The following is a 14,399-nucleotide window of genomic DNA, read 5'->3' on the forward strand; positions in this document are numbered from 1 at the left end:
CGGATCACCGCACCGCGTGCGCGGTCTGCTGCGAATCCGATGCCGCAGCAGCGTCGATGTCACGCCAGGCCAGCGGCCGTACCTTGTCGCCGGCGGCGAACTTCTGGAAGCCCTCGACGACGACCTTGTCACCGGCCTTGAGGCCTTCGGTCACGAACCAGGAACCGCCCTGCAGCGAGCCGGTGCGCACCGGCTGCACCGCGACGTGATTGTCGTCCTTGACGACGAACACCTCGCTGCCGCCGCCGCCATTGCGCTGGATCGCCTGCTGCGGCACGGCGATCGCATCGGTGTCGATGCCCTGCTCGATCTGCACGCGGACATACATGCCCGGCAGCAGGACTCGATTCGGGTTCGGGAACTCGCCGCGCAGGGTGACCTGCCCGGTATGGGCGTCGACCTTGGCGTCGGAGAACAGCAGCTTGCCCGGCAGCGGATAGATCGATCCGTCGTCGAGCACGAGACGCACCTTCATCGCGTCGGCCTCGATGCGGTCGAGATCGCCGCTCTCGAAGGCCCGGCGGAGCTGGTTCATCTCGGTGACCGATTGCTGGAAGTCGGCATAGATCGGATCGAGCTGCTGGATGGTCGCAAGGCTCGCGGCGTCGTTCTGCACGACGAGCGCGCCTTCGCTGATGACGGCAGCACCGATGATGCCGTCGATCGGCGCGCGAATGGTGGCGTAATCCAGATTGAGCTTGGCACGCGCGACGTCGGCCTCGCGACCCTGCACGTCGGCTTCGGCCTGCTTCAGGTTGGCGATCGCCTTCTCGTTCTCGGCCTCCGAGGTCGCGCGCTGGTTGGTGAGGGTGGCGATACGGCGGGCCTGCAGCGAGGTCTGCTCCAGCACCGCCTTGGCGCGTGACAGCGCCGCCTCGGTCGACTGCACTTCGACCTCGAACGGGCGCGGATCGATCTGGTACAGCGGATCGCCGGTCTTCACCTCGCTGCCCTGATGGAACATGCGGTTGACGACGATGCCCGAGACGCGCGGGCGCACCTCGGAGACGCGGGTCGGCGCGATGCGGCCCGGCAGCTCGCGCACCATCGCGCGCGCCTGCTGCTTCACAGTGACGACGCTGACGTCCGGCTCGGGTGCTTGTACGGCGGCGGTTGCGGAATTCGGCTCGTCGCAGCCAGCAAGCAGTGGCGCCGTCACGGCCAGCATCAGAGCAATGCATGCCGATTGCGCGCGAAGTCCAGACATTGAGATGATCGCCCCTGAGAGGTTTGAACAAACGAACGGCGGTGTCACGGCGACAGCGCTCGCGTTGCTGCAGTGAAAATAAAATCTCGTTGCTGCGACGCAATGCGTTTCTTGGCGGCTCATTGTCACAGAACGCTATCGCCCTGATTTCGCGGCATGTTTTATCGGGTCACTGCATTGTGAGCGGGTTCCATCGCAGGCTGTGGGAATGCGTTAAGGACTGCGTGAGCGGGAATTCGCCTTTTATCTGTGCGGGAATGCCGCAGATTGCAAAGTCGTCATGCGCGGCGCGCGAATCGCCGATCGCGGCGCGCCTCGCCCAGCGATGCGTGCAATCCGAGTTCGTCTCGCGACCCGCGCGTGGGATTGGCACCTTCCGAACAGGCTGATGCGCCGAAGCGCCGGAATGCTGCGCAAAGCGGCAACACTCCGCCCAGTCTCAACCCAAGGTTCTGCTGACAGCCTTTGGATTCGGCTTTCCTCACTCCGCCGCTGTGCCATATTGCTGGCAGATGCGGCCTTCGCGAACGGATGACCCGGCAATGCCCCCTTCCCGCTCCGAGATGGAGATCGAACTGAGCAAGCTGTCCTCGCCCAGGATCTTCCTGGTGCGGATGCTGGTGTTCCTGGTGCTCTGCGGCCTGGTCGGGGTCGTGCTGTACAAGCAGATCGTCACCGCCTTCTTCGCCAATCCCGGGCTGAACGCCCTGATCGGCGCCGTCCTGCTGATCGGCATCATCCTGGCGTTCCGGCAGGTGATCCGGCTGTATCCCGAAGTTGCCTGGGTCAATAACTTCCGCATTGCCGATCCCGGCCTTGCGATCGAGCGCCGCCCGACCCTGCTTGCCCCAATGGCCGCGATCCTCGGCGGCGAGCGTACCGGGCGGATGTCGATCTCGCAGCAGACCATGCGGCATCTGCTCGATTCGATCGCAACCCGCCTCGATGAAGCCCGCGACATCTCGCGCTACATGACCGGCCTGCTGGTGTTCCTCGGCCTGCTCGGCACCTTCTGGGGCCTGATCGAGACGGTGGGCTCGGTCGGCAAGGTGATCGACGGGCTCAAGGTCGGCGGCGACGCCGGCGCGCTGTTCGACACGCTGAAGGAGGGCCTCGCCGCGCCGCTCGGCGGCATGGGCATTTCGTTCTCGTCTTCGCTGTTCGGCCTCGCCGGCTCGCTGATCCTCGGCTTCCTCGACCTGCAATCGAGCCAGGCCCAGAACCGCTTCTACACCGACCTCGAGGACTGGCTCGCCACCACCGTGCGCGGCATTTCCGGCGACGGTGTCGGCGCCGGCGGTGCCGACCTGCAGGGCGCGATCGACCGGCTGCGTGCGACCTTCGAAGAAGGTGGCGCCGGCGGCGGCGGCCGCAGCACCACGGCGGCGATGGCCAATCTTGCCGAGGCGATCCAGGGGCTGGTTGCGCATATGCGCACCGAGCAGCAGATGATCCGCGAATGGGCCGACGGCCAGGGCGAGCAGAACCGCGAGATCAAGCGGCTGCTCGAGCGCCTCGCCCGCCAGCCCGAGAAGAGTTGAGCGGCGCGGCAAGCCCAAGGAGAAACGCATGGCCCTCGCCCGCTCGCGCCGCAGTGAATCCGGCTTCAACTACTGGCCCGGTTTTGTCGACGCGCTGTCGACGCTGGTGCTGTCGATCGTGTTCCTGCTGTCGGTTTTCCTGGTCGTGCAGTTCTTCCTGTCGCAGGAAGTGACCGGCAAGGACAAGGCGCTGGAGCAGCTCAACGCCAAGATCGCCCAGCTCAACGACCTGTTGTCGCTGGAGAAGCTCTCCAAGCTGACGCTCGACGACCAGGTGTCGCAGCTCCGCGCCGGGCTCGCTTCCGCCGAGGGCGAGCGCGACCGCATGAAGGGGCTCTATGAGGGGCTCGCCAATTCCGGCAATGACGCGCAGGGCCGCGCCAACGAACTCAACAAGGCGCTGGAGTCCGAGAAGAGCGTGTCGTCGCGCGCGCTGGCGCAGATCGAGGTGCTGAACCAGCAGATCAGCGCGCTGCGCCGCCAGCTCGCGGCGCTCGAGGAGGCGCTCGACGCCTCCGAGAAGCGCGACAAGGAATCGCAGAGCCGGATCGCCGATCTCGGCTCGCGCCTTAACGTCGCGCTGGCGCAGCGGGTGCAGGAATTGTCGAAATACCGCTCGGAATTCTTCGGCCGGCTGCGCGCGATCCTCGGCAACCGTCCGGATATCCGCATCGTCGGCGACCGCTTCGTGTTCCAGTCCGAAGTGTTCTTCGATACCGGCCAGGCGACGCTGCTGCCGGAGGGCAAGACCGAGCTCGACACCGTGGCGAACGCGCTGATCGATCTCGACAAGCAGATCCCGGCCGAGATCGCCTGGGTGCTGCGGGTCGACGGCCACACCGACGTGCGGCCGATCAACAGCCCGCTGTTCAAGTCGAACTGGGAGTTGTCCTCTGCGCGCGCGATCTCGGTGGTGCAATATCTGGTCTCGCTCGGCGTGCCCGCGCAGCGCCTGGTCGCCGCCGGCTTCGCCGAATTCCAGCCGCTCGACACTGCGCAGACCGAAGACGCCTACAAGCGCAACCGCCGCATCGAGCTGAAGCTGACGGAACGCTAGCTGGCACACGCCTTCGCGCTCCGCTTTCGCGAGGACGACATTGAATGTGTGGCACGGCCTACTTCCACAATCGTCGTCCCTGCGAAAGCAGGGACCCATAACCACAGGGTTGTGTTGTTGCAGAGGGCTGTGGCGCCAGCGTCGCGCAACAATTGCCGTTGGTGGTTATGGGTCCCGGGTCAAGCCCGGGACGACACCGAATGTATGGCATGGCCTGCATCCACAATCGTCGTCCCTGCGAAAGCAGGGACCCATAACCGCAGGGTTGTGTTGTTGCAGAGGGCTGTGGCCCCCGCGTCGCGCAACAATTGCCATTTGTGGTTATGGGTCCCGGGTCAAGCCCGGGACGACACTGAATGTGTGGCACGGCCTGCATCCACAATCGTCGTCCCTGCGAAAGCAGGGACCCATAACCACAGGGTCGCGTTGTTGAAGCGAGCTGTGGCACCAGCGTCGTGCGGCAACGCGCATTTGGGGTAATGGATCCTGGCTTTCGCCAGGACGACATCGAATGAGTGGCACGGACTACATCACAATCGTCGTCCCTGCGAAAGCAGGGACCCATAACCACAGGGTTGTGTTGTTGCAGACGGCTGTCGACCCAGCGTCGCGCAGCAATTGCCGTTCGTGGTTATGGGTCCCGGGTCAAGCTCAGGACGACACTGAGTTTGTGGCTCGACTCAGCGGCCAACCATCCCGAGCAATTGCTCCGGATAGCGCGCGCCCTGCACCTCGACGGCGGCGACGGCCTTGCCGATGTCTGACAGATCGGCGGAGCTCAGCTCGATCCGCGCCGCACCGATGTTCTCCTCGAGCCGGTTGAGCTTCGTGGTGCCCGGGATCGGCACGATCCACGGCTTTTGCGCCAGCAGCCAGGCCAGCGCGATCTGGGCCGGCGTTGCGCCCTTGCCGACCGCGATACGGCCGAGTTGATCGACCAGCGCCTGATTGGTGCGGCGGGCTTCCGGCGAAAAACGCGGCACGAGGTTGCGGAAGTCGTCGCTGGCGAACGTCGTCGACGCGCTGATCGCACCGGTGAGAAAACCGCGGCCGAGCGGGCTGTACGGCACGAAGCCGATACCGAGCTCTTGCAGCACCGGCAGGATCTCCGCCTCCGGACCGCGCTCCCACAGCGAATATTCGCTCTGCAATGCCGTGACCTGCTGCACCGCGTGCGCCCGGCGGATGGTCTGCACGCCGGCCTCCGAGAGGCCGAAATGGCGGACCTTGCCGGCGGCGATCAGGTCCTTCACGGCGCCGGCGACATCCTCGATCGGCACGTTGGGGTCGACCCGATGCTGATAGAACAGATCGATCACATCGATGTTGAGCCGCTTCAGCGAGGCGTCCGCGACCGCCTTGATGTGCTCGGGCCGGCTGTTCAACGACCGGTGCCGCTCGGCCATGGTGCCGATATCGAAGCCGAACTTGGTGGCGATCACGACGTCGTTGCGAACCGGCGTCAGCGCCTCGCCGACCAGCTCCTCGTTGACGAAGGGACCGTAGACCTCCGCGGTATCGAAGAAGGTGACGCCGCGCTCGATGGCGCCGCGCAGCAGCGCGATGCCTGCGGCTTTCTCGACCGCTGGGCCATAGGCGAAGCTGAGGCCCATGCAGCCCAGGCCGATCGCCGATACCTCCAGATTGCTGTTACCGAGTTTACGCTTCTGCATGATGTCTCTCCGCATCAAAGGGCTGGAACCTGCCGCTGCGGGATTTAGGTCGTGCACGCGCACCCTATTAGACGTAGAAATCGGGATGGACTTATGAGCAGGATTCATCAATGCCGCGGCACGACGTCAATGACCTGATCGCCTTCCTCGCGGTGGCGCGCGAGCGCAGCTTCACCCGCGCGGCGGCGCGGCTCGGTGTGTCGCAATCGGCGCTCAGCCACACCATGCGCGCGCTGGAGGAACGGCTGGGCGTGCGGCTCCTGACCCGCACCACACGCAGCGTCGCGCCGACCGAGGCCGGCGAGCGGCTGCTCCAGGGCGTCGGGCCGCGCTTCGAGGAGATCGAGGCCGAACTCACAGCCCTCAACGCGCTGCGCGACAAGCCGGCCGGCACCATCCGCATCAACGCCGGCGAGCACGCAGCCGAGACCATCCTGTGGCCGGCGCTGGAAAAGTTCCTGCCGCGCTATCCCGACATCAAGGTGGACCTGACCGTCGACAACGGGCTCGCGAACATCGTCGCGGAGCGTTTTGACGCCGGCGTCCGCCTCGGCGAGCAGCTGGCAAAGGACATGATCGCGGTGCGGATCGCGCCGGATTTCCGCATGGTCGTGGTCGGCGCGCCGTCCTACTTCAAACGGCGAGACCGTCCGAAGCGGCCGCAGGACCTGACCCAGCACGCCTGCATCAACATTCGCCTGCCGACCCATGGCGGCATTTATGCCTGGGAATTCGAGAAGCGCGGACGCCCGATCAAGGTCCGCGTCGACGGACAACTGGTCTTCAACAGCACCGCGCTGCGGATCAAGGCGGCGTTGGCCGGGCTCGGGCTTGCCTATGTCGCCGAGGATCAGGTGCAGGCACAATTGGCCAAGGGCCAGCTGGTCCAGGTGCTCGACGACTGGTGCGCGCCGTTTCCCGGCTATCACCTCTATTACCCGAGCCGCCGGCAATCCTCGCCGGCGTTCGCGCTGCTGGTCGACGCACTGCGCTATCGGGGATGACAGAGCGAACGCGGCCCGCCGGGGTCCACCACACGGATATTTGCTTTGCGGTTTGGCCATAGCCTCTGGGAACGAGACCAGCACCGCTTACGTTATTGCAGACGAAATCGTGCGGGCCTGGCGGATCTCGCCACCGCTCGAACCTCACCGCACCATCCGGACCAGCCCATGTTCAGAAACACATTCGCCATCATCGTCGCCGCCGGCCTGACGCTCGCCCCGGCTCAGCTTCTCGCGCAAAGCACGGGAGGCTCCCCACTGCCACCGAGGCCGGGCGACCGCGCTGCTTCGTCGGACGGCGTTGGCGGTACTGCGCTTCCAGCCCAGAGCGGCCAGCGCTATGCACCGTCTTCCGGCGGCAACTTCAGCGCGGCGCCGGCCGCTCCCGGCGGTTCGGTGAGCACGACCGGCAACGTCAATAGCGCGCAGGGACGCTGAGGCGCGGTGCTAGATGGCGGCGGCGGGCTCCGCGGCCGGTTCGTCCGGCTCGGCGTCGGCGGTCACGAATTTGAGCCCGTAGGTCTTGCCGCGACGCCAGACCACTTCGCAAGGGTAGCGCTTGGCGTGATCGGCGAGCAGCGTCAGCGCAAGGCGATCCTTCACGTCGAACTCGACCTCGGTCGTGATCTTGGCGCCGCCGGGCGAGATGTCGACCACGGCGCAGGCATTCTCGGTCACGCCGTCATCCACCGTGATCCACGCCGCACGGTTGTTGAGCTGGCGCCGCGGCTCGCGACTGACCTTGATCCGTGCTCCATTGCTCGCCATCGTCGTCGTCCTTGAAGACATTGGTCCTTGAAAAAACATTGGAGGCCGCGCAGGTCGATCGACGTGCCCGGCACACAACCGCACGGGCCACAATGCCGTCCGCCCGTAAAGTCCGGCTTAGCGCGATCGCTTGAACTTTACCGGAATCTTGCCCCGGCTTTTAGCAAATGAGGATTCCGCAATTCCATCAGCGGGATACCGGCCGCACGAGCAGCCGTCGGCTTGACACGGGGACCGCATAGTTGGTGAAGTGGCGGCCGTGGCGCTGGCCACATCCCTGCAACAAGAGCGCTCCAAGCTGCCTCTGTCTTCCGGAAACGCCCCATGCTGATCCCCCTCGCCGACGTGCCGCGCTGGTATGCCGAACGCAAGCCCGCAGACGCGATCGCCGTCAGTCACGGCGCGGATACGCTGACCTGGCTTGAGCTCGAGCGCCGCGCCAATGCACGGGCGCGCGCGTTTGCCGCCAAGGGCGTCAAGCCCGGCGACTTCGTCGCGATCGGGCTGCCCAACAGCAACGCATTCTTCGAGACCACTTTCGCGGTGTGGAAATGCGGCGCGACGCCGACCTCGCTGTCATGGCGGCTGCCGCGCGGCGAGGCCGCCGCGGTGCTCGAGATCCTGAAACCGTCGCTGGTGGTCGGCGGCGAGGCCGACTGGAATGCGCCGAATTCGCTGCCGGTGGATTTCGTGCCGGAAGGATTTTCCGGAGAGCCGCTCGATGCACCGGTCGCACGCTACTGGAAGGCGATGACGAGCGGCGGCTCGACCGGGCGGCCGAAGGTGATCCTCGATCACAACCCCGCCGTGATCGAAACCACGACACCGCTGCTGCTCGGCATGCCACATGAGGCGTCGGTGCTCAACCCGGGCCCGCTCTATCACAACGCGCCGTTCATCCTGTCGCACGCCGCGCTGTTCGGCGGCGGGCGGCTGACCGGCATGGTGAAGTTCGACGCCGAGGAGACGCTGCGGCTGATCGCGCGCGAGCGCGTGCAATGGGTCAACTTCGTGCCGACCATGATGCACCGAATCTGGGCGCTGCCCGAAGAGGTGCGCAACCGCTACGACGTCTCCAGCCTGCAAATCGTGTTTCACATGGCGGCACCGATGCCGCCCTGGCTGAAGGAGAAGTGGATCGAATGGCTCGGGCCGGAGCGGATCTGGGAGCTCTATGGCGGCACCGAGCGGCAGGGCGCCTGCGTGATCTCGGGCGTCGAGTGGATGGCGCACAAGGGGTCGGTCGGCAGGATCGGCGAGACCGCGCGCTTGCGCATCATCGGCGAAGACGGCAACGACGTCGCGCCCGGCGAGACCGGTGAGATCTACTTCCTGCCCAATGACGGCGCCGGCTCCACCTATCACTATCTCGGCGCATCACCGAAGCGGCGGCCGGACGGTTGGGAATCGCTCGGCGATATCGGCCGGCTCGACGAGGAAGGCTATCTCTATCTCGGCGACCGGCTCGCCGACATGGTGCTGCGCGGCGGCGCCAACATCTATCCGGCCGAGGTCGAGGCCGCGGTCAGCGAACATCCCGAGGTGCGCTCCTGCGTCGTGGTCGGATTGCCCGATCCGGAATTCGGCCAGCGCGTGCATGCGATCCTCGAACTCGCCGACAGCGCCGATGCGCAGAAGATCGCCGACGGCATGGGCGACTTCCTGAAGGACCGGCTCAGCCGCTACAAGCATCCGGAAAGTTTCGAGCGCGTCGGCACCGCGCCGCGCGATGATTCCGGAAAGGTTCGCCGCACCATGCTGCGCGACGAGCGCGCCGCCTGGATCAAGGAGGACCGCGCCTTCCGCATCGTGCCGGCGCGTGCGGCAGCAAAAAGCGATTAGGTTCAGTTCATCTTGCGAGGGGCAGCTCTGCACGCCAGATGAGCTGTGCAGGCCGCCGCGCAAGGTATATCATTCCATCTTCCCTGCCGGCAGAACCTCGGACTACCATGAGGTTCCAGCGCCCTGCACGCCAGGAGATCCTTGATGCCCTCCACCACCGAATGGAAAGTGCCGGCGGCCTTTCAGCCCCGTCCCGAAGATTACCGCTACGACCTCGATCGTGCGCTGACGAGCGTGATCGGGCTGCATTCGATCATTCCGCCTGACGCGTTCAGCGCCGAGACGCTCGGCACCGAGCGCGCCGGCAACGGCGTCTTGATCGACGACGGGCTTGTGCTGACGATCGGCTATCTGATCACCGAAGCCGCCACGGTGTGGCTGCATCTCGGCGACGGCCGCGCGGTTGAGGGCCACGCACTCGGCTTCGATTTCGAATCCGGCTTCGGCCTGGTGCAGGCGCTGGGACGGCTCGACATCAAGCCGCTGCCGATCGGCTCGTCGGCGGCGACGCAGGTCGGCGACAATGTCGTGCTCGGCGGCGCCGGCGGCCGCACGCGCTCGGTCGCGAGCCAGATCGCGGCGAAGCAGGAGTTCGCGGGCTACTGGGAATATCTGCTCGACGAAGCGATCTTCACCTATCCGTCGCATCCGAACTGGGGCGGCACCGGACTGATCAACAATGCCGGCGAGCTGATCGGCATCGGCTCGCTGCAGCTCGAACGCGAACGCTCGGGCCGCGCCGAGCATGTCAACATGATCGTGCCGATCGATCTGCTCAATCCGGTGCTCGGCGACCTGCGCAAATTCGGCCGCGTCGACAGGCCGGCGCGGCCGTGGCTCGGCATGTACACGACCGAGATCGACAACCGCCTCGTGGTGGTCGGCGTCGCCAGCAAGGGACCGGCGGCGCGCGCCGAGCTGAAGACCGGCGACGTGATCCTCGCGGTCGACGGCGACAAGGTGACGAGCCAGACCGGCTTCTACCGCAAGCTCTGGTCGCTCGGCGCAGCCGGCGTCGACGTGCCGCTAACCATCTACCACGAGGGCGTCACCTTCGACGTGACGCTGACCTCGATCGACCGCATGAAGCTGTTGAAGGCGCCGCGGCTGCATTAAGGTGCGATGCTCTTCCGGCGCGATCGCTTCACCTCTCCCGCTTGCGGGGGAGGTCGTATCGCATCGAAGATGCGATACGGGTGGGGGCTCTCTCCAATCAGAGGCTCTCACTTGCGGCGACACCCCCACCCCAACCCTCCCCCGCAAGCGGGAGAGGGGGCGCAGCTTCCGCGCGGCTACATATTCGAACCAGCAATCGAGAGGTAATAGCGATGAGCGAGGCGGTGGTTGACGACATCGTGGCCGTGCTGCCACCGCTGTTGCAGACACTGGAATCGCTGTCCTTTGTCGCGCGCAATCTCAATCCGCCGGACTTCGATCGCGTGATGCAGATCGCAGGCGAACCCGAGGAGGCCCTGCAGGCGGTGCGGCCGCGGCTTGCCGATTGGCCGGAGAAATTCGCGCATATCCAGACCGCACTGGAAGCTGCGATCGAACCGGCACTGGCCGGCTATGCGGGCCTGCGCGCGGTGCAGAATGGCGAAGGAGATCTGGTCAGCGTATTCCGCGCGCTGCGCTATCTGCCGCGCGCACAGGAGGCGCTCTATCCGCTGACCGAGCTGCCGCCGGTCAGCGGCTTCTTCATCGCGCCCGACTTGCGCGAGGACGCCGACCTGCAAGCGAAGCTCGCGGCCACGCCGAACGCCGACACCGGCATCTTCCACGAGCGCAACGAGCCCGGCAGCCGCGGCGGCTTCTCGATGTACGTGCCTGAGTATTACACGCCTGATCGCACCTGGCCGCTGGTGATGGCGCTGCACGGCGGCAGCGGCAACGGCCGCGGCTTCCTGTGGAGCTGGCTGCGCGATGCGCGCAGCCGCGGCGCGATCCTGGTGGCGCCGACCGCAACCGGCCAGACCTGGGCGCTGATGGGCGACGACACCGACACGCCGAACCTCAACCGCATCCTCGACCAGGTGCGGGCGCGCTGGCGGATCGACGAGACGCGGATGCTGCTGACCGGCATGAGCGACGGCGGCACGTTCAGCTATGTGAGCGGGCTCGACGGCGCCTCGCGCTTCACGCATCTTGCTCCGGTTGCCGCAACCTTCCATCCGCTGATGGCCGAGATGGCCGATGCCGAGCGGCTGCGCGGTTTGCCGATCTTCATCACCCATGGCCAGCTCGACTGGATGTTCCCGGTGCAGACCGCGCGGCAGACCCAGGGCCTGCTGTCGGCCGCGGGAGCGAAGGTGGTCTATCGCGAGATCGACGATCTCAGCCACACCTATCCGCGCGAGATCAATGCGGAGATTTTTCGGTGGCTGAACGGGGAGCGCGTCGACGGTGCGTGAGGGACTTTCTCCCCGTCACCCTGAGGAGCGCGAAGCGCGTCTCGAAGGGTCGACGGCCCGGCTGCGGCTACATCGGGGCCGTGCACCCTTCGAGGCTCGCTTCGCTCGCACCTCAGGATGACGGTGATGGATAGTGCGCGTGGCACTATCCTCGTCGTTGATGCGGGCAGAGCGCGCCGAGCTACTCATTCACCCGCGGCTCGAGCAGGTCGGAGAAGCCGACCCGGTGCAGCATTTCGTTGCGGACGCGGTCGATCACGCCGAAGGCAACCTCGGCACCGTCCTGGGTCGGATCGATGTGGACGCGGAACGGCCGCTTGCCGAACGGCGTGTCCACCACCTTGACGATCGCATCGGCAACGGAGCCGGCGTCGGCATCCTCGGGCACGATCGCCGAAAACGCCTTCATGATCTCGTCGCCGAAGCCGGCATAGGGACCGGCCTCATATTCCGCGACGCGCGCCTGGTCGGCGGGACGGCCGGAATGTGCGAAGTGGTTGGTGCCGCCGGTGAAGGCGCCGGGCACGATGATCGAGGTCTCGATGCCCCAGCGCGTGAGCTCACGGGCGTAGATCACCGCCATCGCATCCATGCCGGCCTTCGCCGCGAAGTATGGCGCGAGATAGGGCGGCGTGCCGCCGGCCGAGCTAGAGCTCGATACCCAGACCACGAGTCCTCTGCCCTGCTTGCGCAGCTGCGGCAGCGCCGCGCGATTGACGCGCTGGGTCGAGAGCACGTTGATGTCGTAGAGCTCGGCGAGCTGTTCGGGCGTGAAGGCCTCCGCCGGTCCGAACACCATGTGGCCGGCGTTGTGCATGACGACGTCGAGGCGGCCCTCTTCAGTGACGATCCGCGCGATCGCCGCATCGACCAACGCCTGCGAGCCGACATCGAGCTCGAGCGAGCGCAGATCGACCTTGTTGTCCCGGGCGAACTCCTCGATATTGGCGACCGCGGCGGCGTTGCGGCCCGTGGTGTGGCGCATCGAGGCGTAGACAGTGTGGCCGGCGTTGGCGAGCGCGTTGGCGGTGAGGCGGCCAAAGCCGCTCGAAGCGCCGGTGATGACGATGACCTGTTTCATGACACGTATCCTTGTGGGTTGAACGAGAGTTGGGTTGAAGTGTGGGGACGTCAGACCAGGCCGCCATTGGCGCGCAGAGTCTGGCCGTTGATCCAGGAGCCGTCGGGACCGACGAGGAACGACACGGCATTCGCGATGTCGTCGGGCGTGCCTAGCCGCTCCAGCGGGACCATCCTGGCGAAGCGGTCGATCAGCTCATCCGACTTGCCGTTGAGGAACAGATCGGTCGCGGTCGGGCCGGGGGCGACCGCATTCACCGTGATGCTGCGGCCGCGCAATTCCTTGGACAGGATCGCGGTCAGTGACTCGATCGCGGCCTTGGTCGCGACATAGATGCCGTAGGTCTCGAGCTTGGTGCCGACGACGCTGGTCGAGAAGTTGACGATGCGTCCCCCATTGCGCAGCCGGCGCGCCGCCTCGCGCATGGTGTTGAAGCTGCCTTTCAGGTTGACCGCGACCTGCTGGTCGAAGGCCGCATCGTCGCTGTCGGCGATCTTGCCGAGCTTCATGATGCCGGCATTATTGACCAGCACGTCGACGCCGCCGAACGCCGCTTCCGCCGCGTCAAACATGCCGCGCACCGCATTGGCGTCGCTGACATCGGCCTTCGCCGTCAGCGCCCGGCCGCCGGCGGCCTCGATCCGGTCGGCCACCGCCTGCGCGGCCTTGGCGTCACCGGAGTAGTTGATGACGACAGTGAAGCCGTCCTTGGCGAGGCGCTCAGCCACCGCCGCGCCGATCCCGCGCGAGGCACCCGTCACCAGAGCTACCTTGTTGGCTTGGTTGGTCATTTTCAGTCTCCCATCAGGTTGGCGGCCGAGGCCGCGTTCGATGGAAGGACAATAGATCTTGGCATCATCCGGATAATCATGCATATTCCGGCATCAATATTCGCAATTTTCGGATAATAAATGGACCGCTTCGACGCGATGCGCGTGTTCACCCGCGTGGTCGAGCGGCGCAGCTTCTCGCTCGCCGCCGACGATCTCGCTTTGCCCCGGTCGACGGTGACGGACGCGGTGAAGGGGCTGGAGGCGCGGCTCGGGGTGCGGCTGCTCGAGCGCACCACGCGCACGGTGCGCCCGACGCTCGACGGCGAGGCGCATTACCGCCGCTGCCTGTCGCTGATCTCAGACCTCGAAGACGCCGAGGGCGCGTTCGGCGGTGCCCAGCCCAAGGGGCTGCTGCGGCTCGAAGTGCAGGGCACCTTGGCGCGGCACTTCCTGCTGCCGAACCTGCCGGGCTTCCTCGTCCAATATCCCGACATCGAGATCAACATGAGCGAGAGCGACCGCTGGGTCGACCTGATCCGCGAAGGCGTCGACTGCGTGCTGCGCTTCGGCCGATTGCCCGACAGCGACATGATCGCGCGGCAGGTCACGATGCTGGAGCGATTGACCTGCGCCACGCCGGACTACCTTGCGCACTTCGGCATGCCGACCGATCCGTTCGCGCTCGACGGTCATCGCATGATCGGCATCCGCTCGCTGACGACAGGGCGCTTGCGCCCGATGGAATTCGTGATCGACGGCACGCTGAAACAGTTTCCGCTGCCGGCGCCGATGTCGGTGACCGGCCCCGAGAGTTATCTCGCAAGTGCCAGGCTCGGCCTCGGCCTTGTGCAGGTGCCGCGCTTCCATGCCGAAACCGATCTCGCGAGCGGCATGCTGATCCCGGTGCTGCAGCAATGCCCGCCGCCGTCGGTGCCGGTATCCATGCTCTATCCGCGCAACCGCCAGCTGTCGCCGCGCGTGCGCGTGTTCATCGATTATGTGATGCAGGTGTTCGCGCGCAGTTGATCGCTCGCCGGATACC

General features: G+C 66.0%; 13 protein-coding genes. 8 read left to right on the forward strand and 5 right to left on the reverse strand.

What is annotated here, in order from left to right:
- Nucleotides 1–4: 4 nt before the first annotated feature.
- Entirely contained in the window at nt 5–1,207 is a 1,203-nt protein-coding gene (locus AAFG07_RS37125) for an efflux RND transporter periplasmic adaptor subunit (RefSeq protein ID WP_342724576.1), read from the reverse strand.
- 542 nt (nt 1,208–1,749) lie between these two features.
- Between AAFG07_RS37125 and AAFG07_RS37130 the strand changes: the two genes are divergently transcribed.
- Entirely contained in the window at nt 1,750–2,748 is a 999-nt protein-coding gene (locus tag AAFG07_RS37130) for a flagellar motor protein MotA (RefSeq protein ID WP_342724577.1), read from the forward strand.
- A 28-nt stretch (nt 2,749–2,776) separates the two neighbouring features.
- The gene (locus tag AAFG07_RS37135) at nt 2,777–3,805 is read left to right on the forward strand and encodes a peptidoglycan -binding protein (RefSeq protein ID WP_298378679.1); all 1,029 of its coding nucleotides are present in this window, start codon (nt 2,777–2,779) and stop codon (nt 3,803–3,805) included.
- A 680-nt stretch (nt 3,806–4,485) separates the two neighbouring features.
- Here AAFG07_RS37135 and AAFG07_RS37140 read toward each other — a convergent pair.
- On the reverse strand, nt 4,486–5,478 hold the full coding sequence (locus AAFG07_RS37140) for an aldo/keto reductase (RefSeq protein WP_342724578.1): 993 nt from the start codon (nt 5,476–5,478) through the stop codon (nt 4,486–4,488).
- Between the two features lie 110 nt (nt 5,479–5,588).
- Here AAFG07_RS37140 and AAFG07_RS37145 point away from each other — a divergent pair, with 110 nt between their 5' ends.
- Nucleotides 5,589–6,482, forward strand: coding sequence for a LysR family transcriptional regulator (locus AAFG07_RS37145; RefSeq protein WP_342724579.1), 894 nt, complete (start codon nt 5,589–5,591; stop codon nt 6,480–6,482).
- Nucleotides 6,483–6,650: 168 nt separating this feature from the next.
- Nucleotides 6,651–6,920 (forward strand): hypothetical protein, encoded by a 270-nt coding sequence (locus AAFG07_RS37150; protein ID WP_342724580.1) that lies wholly within the window; start codon nt 6,651–6,653, stop codon nt 6,918–6,920.
- Between the two features lie 9 nt (nt 6,921–6,929).
- Here AAFG07_RS37150 and AAFG07_RS37155 read toward each other — a convergent pair whose 3' ends face one another.
- Nucleotides 6,930–7,250, reverse strand: coding sequence for a PilZ domain-containing protein (locus AAFG07_RS37155; protein WP_342724581.1), 321 nt, complete (start codon nt 7,248–7,250; stop codon nt 6,930–6,932).
- A 324-nt stretch (nt 7,251–7,574) separates the two neighbouring features.
- On the opposite strand from AAFG07_RS37155, the gene AAFG07_RS37160 reads away from it, so the two are divergent.
- From AAFG07_RS37160 to AAFG07_RS37170, 3 genes are all read left to right on the forward strand, one after another.
- The gene (locus AAFG07_RS37160) at nt 7,575–9,092 is read left to right on the forward strand and encodes an AMP-binding protein (protein WP_342724582.1); all 1,518 of its coding nucleotides are present in this window, start codon (nt 7,575–7,577) and stop codon (nt 9,090–9,092) included.
- Nucleotides 9,093–9,236: 144 nt separating this feature from the next.
- The gene (locus AAFG07_RS37165; RefSeq protein ID WP_342724583.1) at nt 9,237–10,208 is read left to right on the forward strand and encodes a S1C family serine protease; all 972 of its coding nucleotides are present in this window, start codon (nt 9,237–9,239) and stop codon (nt 10,206–10,208) included.
- A 212-nt stretch (nt 10,209–10,420) separates the two neighbouring features.
- The gene (locus tag AAFG07_RS37170) at nt 10,421–11,503 is read left to right on the forward strand and encodes a phospholipase (RefSeq protein ID WP_342724584.1); all 1,083 of its coding nucleotides are present in this window, start codon (nt 10,421–10,423) and stop codon (nt 11,501–11,503) included.
- A gap of 181 nt (nt 11,504–11,684) precedes the next feature.
- Here the strand turns inward: AAFG07_RS37170 and AAFG07_RS37175 are convergent, their stop codons facing one another.
- On the reverse strand, nt 11,685–12,584 hold the full coding sequence (locus AAFG07_RS37175) for an SDR family oxidoreductase (protein ID WP_342724585.1): 900 nt from the start codon (nt 12,582–12,584) through the stop codon (nt 11,685–11,687).
- A 50-nt stretch (nt 12,585–12,634) separates the two neighbouring features.
- The gene (locus AAFG07_RS37180; protein WP_342724586.1) at nt 12,635–13,375 is read right to left on the reverse strand and encodes an SDR family oxidoreductase; all 741 of its coding nucleotides are present in this window, start codon (nt 13,373–13,375) and stop codon (nt 12,635–12,637) included.
- A 120-nt stretch (nt 13,376–13,495) separates the two neighbouring features.
- Here AAFG07_RS37180 and AAFG07_RS37185 point away from each other — a divergent pair, with 120 nt between their 5' ends.
- Nucleotides 13,496–14,383, forward strand: a complete 888-nt coding sequence (locus AAFG07_RS37185; protein WP_342724587.1) for a LysR family transcriptional regulator — start codon at nt 13,496–13,498, stop codon at nt 14,381–14,383.
- The last annotated feature ends 16 nt before the right edge of the window (nt 14,384–14,399 follow it).

Origin of the sequence: Bradyrhizobium sp. B097, assembly GCF_038957035.1 — a bacterium.
GTDB lineage: Bacteria > Pseudomonadota > Alphaproteobacteria > Rhizobiales > Xanthobacteraceae > Bradyrhizobium.

Bases quoted from the DNA above. Each gene is read 5' to 3' on its own strand.
- AAFG07_RS37125 (WP_342724576.1), bottom strand. From the start codon at position 1,207: ATGTCTGGACTTCGCGCGCAATCGGCATGCATTGCTCTGATGCTGGCC.
- AAFG07_RS37130 (WP_342724577.1), top strand. From the start codon at position 1,750: ATGCCCCCTTCCCGCTCCGAGATGGAGATCGAACTGAGCAAGCTGTCC.
- AAFG07_RS37135 (WP_298378679.1), top strand. From the start codon at position 2,777: ATGGCCCTCGCCCGCTCGCGCCGCAGTGAATCCGGCTTCAACTACTGG.
- AAFG07_RS37140 (WP_342724578.1), bottom strand. From the start codon at position 5,478: ATGCAGAAGCGTAAACTCGGTAACAGCAATCTGGAGGTATCGGCGATC.
- AAFG07_RS37145 (WP_342724579.1), top strand. From the start codon at position 5,589: ATGCCGCGGCACGACGTCAATGACCTGATCGCCTTCCTCGCGGTGGCG.
- AAFG07_RS37150 (WP_342724580.1), top strand. From the start codon at position 6,651: ATGTTCAGAAACACATTCGCCATCATCGTCGCCGCCGGCCTGACGCTC.
- AAFG07_RS37155 (WP_342724581.1), bottom strand. From the start codon at position 7,250: ATGGCGAGCAATGGAGCACGGATCAAGGTCAGTCGCGAGCCGCGGCGC.
- AAFG07_RS37160 (WP_342724582.1), top strand. From the start codon at position 7,575: ATGCTGATCCCCCTCGCCGACGTGCCGCGCTGGTATGCCGAACGCAAG.
- AAFG07_RS37165 (WP_342724583.1), top strand. From the start codon at position 9,237: ATGCCCTCCACCACCGAATGGAAAGTGCCGGCGGCCTTTCAGCCCCGT.
- AAFG07_RS37170 (WP_342724584.1), top strand. From the start codon at position 10,421: ATGAGCGAGGCGGTGGTTGACGACATCGTGGCCGTGCTGCCACCGCTG.
- AAFG07_RS37175 (WP_342724585.1), bottom strand. From the start codon at position 12,584: ATGAAACAGGTCATCGTCATCACCGGCGCTTCGAGCGGCTTTGGCCGC.
- AAFG07_RS37180 (WP_342724586.1), bottom strand. From the start codon at position 13,375: ATGACCAACCAAGCCAACAAGGTAGCTCTGGTGACGGGTGCCTCGCGC.
- AAFG07_RS37185 (WP_342724587.1), top strand. From the start codon at position 13,496: ATGGACCGCTTCGACGCGATGCGCGTGTTCACCCGCGTGGTCGAGCGG.